This is a genomic window from Paenibacillus monticola, assembly GCF_009664975.1.
Lineage (GTDB): Bacteria > Bacillota > Bacilli > Paenibacillales > Paenibacillaceae > Paenibacillus_AQ > Paenibacillus_AQ monticola.
Map to the genome: position 1 here is coordinate 564,608 of NZ_WJXB01000001.1, position 6,300 is coordinate 570,907.

The following is a 6,300-nucleotide window of genomic DNA, read 5'->3' on the forward strand; positions in this document are numbered from 1 at the left end:
ATAGTTTGAGTGGGGTGATGAGTATGGTGAAAACAAAGCTGAAACCAAAGGGCACTTACGAAGTCGCGCCTGCTTCAACAGACAATGGGCCCTATGAGCTTATTGTTCTGACTGCGAAAACTGCAACGGCCCTTCAGCAAAAAATAATCGATCTGGAGCAATGGCTGGAACAGCAGTCCGAGCCAGAGATCGACTTGGTAAATGTGGCTTACACTTTACTTGTGGGAAGAAGCCATTTTCCATATCGTAAGGCCGCGGTCGTCAAGAGCTTGGATGAGCTGCGGCAGATTCTGCGGGCCGATATCTCTGCGGAATTTCACGACGGAGAATGGCTCCAGGGAGGACCTGGCTCCGAATATGGCAAGGGTCAATCGTCTGCCAGTCTGGAAAGAATGGCTGAAATCATCCGGGGAATTCGCTTAGTTCCGGCGAAGGTACGGATAAAGAGTCACTATCTGGAGTTAGCACAGATGTTCGTTGCTGGTATAAGTGGAAATTTAGAAACGCTTTATGCAGGGCAAGGCTGCCGCAAGCTCTCATTGCCTGCTTATCCGTTCGCCCAGGACCGGTATTGGGTTCCCGACTCACCAGCAGAGACAGGAAGCGCAGCAGGTTCAGGAGCAGTCCGAAGCAAGGACAATACCCACAGGGCTGAGGCTCTGCATCCCTTGATTGATAGCAACTGCTCCACTGTCACAGCTTTAGGCTTTCACAAAACCTTCTACCCGCATGAATTTTTCCTGGCCGATCACCTTGTGGAAGGCGAAGGCGTGCTGCCGGGTGTGGCCTATCTGGAAATGGCCCGGGTTGCCGGAACCCTGGCTAATCCCGGTGCAGTCGTCAACAAGCTGACGGATATTATTTGGCTGCAGCCTTTCAGAATAGCGAAAGGTGAACAGCAAAAAGAGGCAACGCTGCAGCTGCTTCCTGCAACAGACCGGTTAGGTGCATTTCAATATGAAATGAGCACTACCCATCAGGAGGGTCTGCGGATCGTGAACGGCAAGGGTATAATCCACTACGCCGCAGCTGTGGGCACTCAGAAACCACAGCACATCGATGTGGATCTGATCAGGTCCAGATGCAACGTCACCATGAACAAGGAGACCTGTTATGCCGCTTTCCGGCAACGAGGGCTGCAGTTGGGAAGGTCTTTTCAGGCATTAACGGAGCTTCGTCATAATGACACGGAGACCTTGGCCTATCTGGAGCTTCCTGACTTGCTGGAGGAACAGTTCTCCCATTATTTGCTTCATCCTTCTTTAATGGACGGAGCACTGGAGGCGGTGATTGGACTCGTTCATTCTGGTGACGGAAGGGTGCTTTCCCTGCCTTTTGCCATCGATGAAATCGAAATACACGCACCGCTTCCCAAGGTTTGCCTCGCCTATGTTACCAATAGTGAAATCCAGCAGGATGATCGGTACAGCCGTAAGTTTGATGTGCAGCTTACCGATAAGGACGGCAGGGTGCTGGTATCGGTTACAGGCTTTACACTAAAGGTTATGACGCCGGCACAGGCACTGGATGATGTAAATGAGGTTCTGTATTACAATCCAGCCTGGGAACTGGCGCCCTTGCAGCAGACTGACGCCGAACCAGTAACAACCACAACTTCCGCGTCAGGGGCGCGCAGCGTAACTGTTGTGTTCAACGACGAGGTATTGTACCGTTCACTTGCCGGTACAGAAGCTTTCCTGACCGGGAAGCAGGTCGTATTCATCGAGCATGGGGACTATAAAGAAAGAGCGGATGGAGGATATTCCCTTCATTATGCGCAAAGAGATGATTTCCATAGAATGCTGCTTACGCTGAAGCAGAATCATAAGTTTCCGGGCGAAATTCTGTTTGTGGGTTCCCAAAGCGCACGAACTGCCGCAGCGCATGACGTGGATGATTTTACAGATGAACTGCGGACCTCTCTTCAGCCTGTTCTTTTATTGCTGCAAGCTCTGATAGATATGAAGCTGGAAACGCAAACGCAGGTGCTGTACCTGTGTCCCGCCTTTGAACATCCGAGTGCCTACAGTGCCGTGCATACGGCGTTAAGCGCTTTGGGAAAGACGGTCCAGCTTGAGAACAGTCGTCTGCAATTCAGAATCATCGAAGGGCAGAAGGATCTGCCCGACAAGCAGAAGCTTGCGTTAGTGCAACAGGAGCTTGGAGAGAAGAACCGCGATGCAGCTCATATTCGCTATATTGACGGAATTAGGGAATGTCTGCGTTTGCGGGAGAGTCCAGTGAAGCTGCAAGCTTCTGGAGGATTGACGGTGCGTAAGAACGGCACTTATCTGATCACCGGAGGGGCCGGTGGTCTGGGGCTTATATTCGCTGAACATTTTGCTGAGCAGGCAAGTCCGACTTTAATTCTGACCGGACGTTCGCCATTAACGGAAAGTCAGCAGAATAAGATAAAGGCGATCAGGGCCAAGGGAGCGACGGTTGAATACCGGAGGGCGGATGTGACGGTCCGCGAAGATGTGCAATCTTTAATGGCCTACATTCAGAACCAAGGGTATTCCTTAACGGGGGTTGTTCACGCAGCAGGCATAACAAGCGATGGATACCTGGCTAATAAAGCTGCTGCTGATTTCTGGAAGGTCATTGAACCCAAAACAGCTGGAACCGTATTTCTTGATGAAGCTACTAAAGATTTGTCGCTGGAGTTCTTTGTATTATTCTCGTCCATTGCAGCCGTAAATGGGAATGCCGGGCAAGCCGATTATGCATATGCGAACTGCTATATGGATCATTTTACGAAAGTGAGAGAGTACTGGAGACAGCAAGGCATCCGTTCCGGTAAAACGTTGTCCATCAACTGGCCGCTATGGGCCGAAGGTGGGGTGCGGATGGAGGAGTCTACACTTGCATTATATAGCCGGACTGCGGGCGTGATCCCGCTGGATACACTGAAGGGGATAGAAGCTTTTGAGAGAGGACTCTCGCTTGTGGAATCTTCTCAATTCGGTATTGTTCAAGGGGATGCAAGAAAGCTGCGTCTCCTGCTCGAACTGGACCCTGCACCCTTGAGTTCCGGGCAGCACATACAGCACTCGACCGTTCGGCTCAACGACGATGAGCTAACAGATGCTCTTAATGGCAATCTAATTGCCATTGTTAGTGCATTGACGAAGGTAAAAGCGCGGGATATCTTTCTGCACAAGGCGCTCAGCGAGTACGGATTCCATTCTATTAATCTGGCTGAATTTGCTGACAGGATCAACGAGCAGTATGAGCTGCGGATCAATCCGTCTATTTTCTTTGAATATGCTACGCTGGAGGCTCTCGCCAGGTTTCTGCTGAATGATCATAAAGATGCGGTAACAGCAAGGCATACAGAGTTATTAGCGACGCGTATTGATAAGTCTTTAGATAAGCCATTCATGGCTGCTGAGCCCGCAGCTCCAAGGAAGCCTATTGCTGCACCAGGTAAGTCTCAAGTCCGCGAAGAGGATGTGGCGATTATCGGAGTGGCCGGGCTGATGCCGCAGAGCGAAGATCTGGACCAATTCTGGGAGCATCTTAGCTCGCAAAGAGATCTGGTCACGGAAATCCCGCCAGAGCGCTGGGATTGGCGTGATTTCTACAGTGAGACAAATGAGCCTAACACCTCATCGTCCAAATGGGGAGGGTTCCTCAAGGAAGTGGATACCTTCGATGCCGCCTGGTTTGGCATATCACCTGCCGAGGCAGAACTGATGGACCCGCAGCAGCGATTATTTCTGCAAACGGTGTGGTCAACTATTGAGGATGCGGGCTATAAAGCTTCTGCGTTGTCCGGCTCGCGGACAGGGGTATTTGTAGGTGTAGGGACGATGGATTATTATGATGTGCTGCTTGCCAATGGCATTGAGATAGAACCCCATTTCTCAACAGGGAATTCCCACAGTGTTCTGGCTAACCGGATCTCTTATCTGCTTAACTTTCACGGTCCGAGCGAACCGGTCAATACGGCCTGCTCCAGCTCTTTGGTAGCGATACACCGAGCCGTGCAGAGTATCAGAAGCGGCGAGTCCGAGCTCGCCATTGCCGGAGGCGTCAACGTGATAGCCAGTCCGCTTTTGTATTTGGCTTTTGGGAAATCCGGGATGTTGAGCAAAGACGGGAAATGCCGCACCTTTGACCATAAAGCCAATGGTTATGTACGGGGCGAAGGGGCTGGAGCCATTCTCCTCAAGCCTTTAAGTAAAGCGATAGAGGATCGGGATCATATTTATGGTGTCGTAAAAGGATCGGCTGTGAACCACGGCGGCAGAGCAAATTCCTTAACAGCGCCCAATGTGAACGCCCAAGTGGATCTGTTGGTGGAGGCCTACAGCAAAGCTGATGTATCTCCGGGGACTGTTACTTATATAGAGGCACACGGTACGGGGACCCCACTGGGTGATCCAGCTGAAATCAACGGCTTGAAGAAAGCTTTCAGTACCTTGGGCAAGCTGCGCGGAGAAGCTGTTCCTTTGGCCAGTTATTGCTGTATTGGTTCTGTGAAGACCAATATCGGCCATTTGGAGACGGCGGCGGGCATTGCCGGAGTGATCAAGGTTCTTTTGGCAATGAAGAACGGCAGCATCCCGGGAAATGTGCATTTTGAAGGACTGAACCCTTACATCGAATTAGAGGGCAGTCCTTTTTATATTGCCGACACAACTCAACCCTGGGCAAAATTAACGGATGCCAGGGGCAATACCATTCCCCGCAGAGCCGGGATCAGTTCCTTTGGATTTGGTGGGGCCAATGCGCATGTGATTCTGGAGCAATATGAAGCTGAAGATTCCATTCCTGATGTCCATAACGTGCAGCGGACGGACGGTGAACCACAGGTCGTTATTTTATCCGCAAAAAGCAAAGAGCAGCTTAAAGAATATTCCCGAAAATTAGTAAGTTTCCTTAGCAGGCAGAATCACGACAGTGCGAAGCCATTGCTTGCCGACCTGGCATTTACTCTCCAGACCGGTCGTGAGGAAAGCGAAGAAAGATTGGCCGTGGTAACGGATAATCTGAATAATCTGCAAGCTTTATTATCTCTGTACTGTTCAGGAACAGAACAAGCGGATGGTTTATTTGCAGGAACGGCTGAGGCCCACAGAGGAGTAGGAGTACCAGAAAGCGTTACTTGGAGACAAGACGGGCAGCCCGATCTTTACCAGCTTGCCCGATCTTGGGTTCAGGGGGCGCTCATCCCATGGGCAGATTTACAGGGTGGCATTCCTCAGCGGCTTTCTTTACCAACCTATCCGTATGCCAAGGAACGTCACTGGGTGGGAAATAAGAATACATTCCCTATGTTCAAACCTAATGTCTCTGTTCAACCTATGCTTCATCCCTTGATTGGACAGAACACGTCCAGTCTGTATGAACAGAAATTCAGCTCCCGGCTCTCGGGAGAAGAGTTTTTTTTCAAAGATCATGTGATTGGGGGAACGCAAATTTTGCCCGGGGCGGCCTATCTGGAAATGGCCCGGGCTGCCGGACAGATTGCCGGGGAACAGCGAGTCAGCAAGCTTAGAAATTTCGTTTGGCTGCAGCCGCTGACTACGACTGGAGAAACCTGTGAGATAACCACCATTTTAGTCCCTAAGGGAGCATTCGTGGAGGCTCAAATCAGGTCTGCCCATGATCAAGGCATCATTTACGCACAAGGCAATATAATCCTGGCAGAGTCTCAGCCGGAAGCTGATTCTCAAGAGAACAGGCCGAAGCTGAATATCTCCGCAATCATCGAAAGATGCGATCCTGCGGTTACTAGTGAAGCATGTTATTGGGATTTGTCAGGGATGGGGTTTCAGTACGGTCCTTCGCTTCGCGTAATCCAGCAGCATGGGAGCAGGAGTAATAAGGAAGCTTGGGCATATCTTTCGCTGCCCGCCGGGATAACCGATACATTGCATAGTTACGAACTGCATCCTTCTTTAGTGGACGGTACGCTGCAGAGCGCATTGCTAATGGGCACGTTGGGGGCAAGAGACAGCAAATTTCTGCCTTTTGCATTGGATGAATTGGAATGGATCAGTCCGCTTGTGCAAGAGTGCTTCTGTCATATTGTCTCCGTAGAGGATGCAAGTGAACGGACATCAGCGCTCAGAAAATATAACCTGGCCATTGCCGACAGATCAGGTAATCTGTTAGTCCGGATGAACGGTTTCTCATCCCGGTTGGTGCAAACCACACTACCCGTGACAAAGGCAGTCGAAGATGAAGTGTTGGATATGCTGTATAAGCTGCAGCGCGGCGATATAGACCTGAATGAAGCCGAACGTATAGCGGAGGGAAGTGTACTGTGAGCCCAAAGACTAAAAAACA

General features: G+C 50.6%; 1 protein-coding gene. It reads left to right on the plus strand.

What is annotated here, in order from left to right:
- Positions 1-23: 23 nt before the first annotated feature.
- Complete coding sequence (locus GJB61_RS02480; protein WP_229521416.1) at positions 24-6,281, plus strand: SDR family NAD(P)-dependent oxidoreductase; 6,258 nt, start codon at positions 24-26, stop codon at positions 6,279-6,281.
- The last annotated feature ends 19 nt before the right edge of the window (positions 6,282-6,300 follow it).